1 protein-coding gene is annotated in these 255 nt (G+C 43.1%); it reads left to right on the forward strand.

What is annotated here, in order from left to right; all coding sequences use genetic code 11:
* A partial coding sequence (locus tag ACYQ2O_RS13405; RefSeq protein ID WP_459796850.1) for a reverse transcriptase domain-containing protein occupies positions 1-255 on the forward strand: 255 nt, incomplete at both ends.

The following is a 255-nucleotide window of genomic DNA, read 5'->3' on the forward strand; positions in this document are numbered from 1 at the left end:
ACACATGGCAGAATTTGGTTCACATATCATTCGAAAACTAAAGGAAGGCACATATATGCCTCAACCGGTTAGGCGAGTGGAAATTCCAAAGGCAAATGGAGGGAAGCGACTTCTAGGTATTCCCTGTGTAAGAGACAGAGTTGTCCAACAGGCTATTCTACAAGTTATAGCCCCCATTATTGACCCCCACTTTTCTGACTATAGTTATGGCTTTCGAAAAGGTCGAAACGCCCATCAAGCAATTGAACAAGTACA

The sequence above is a fragment of the Alkalibacterium sp. m-11 genome, from assembly GCF_054658155.1.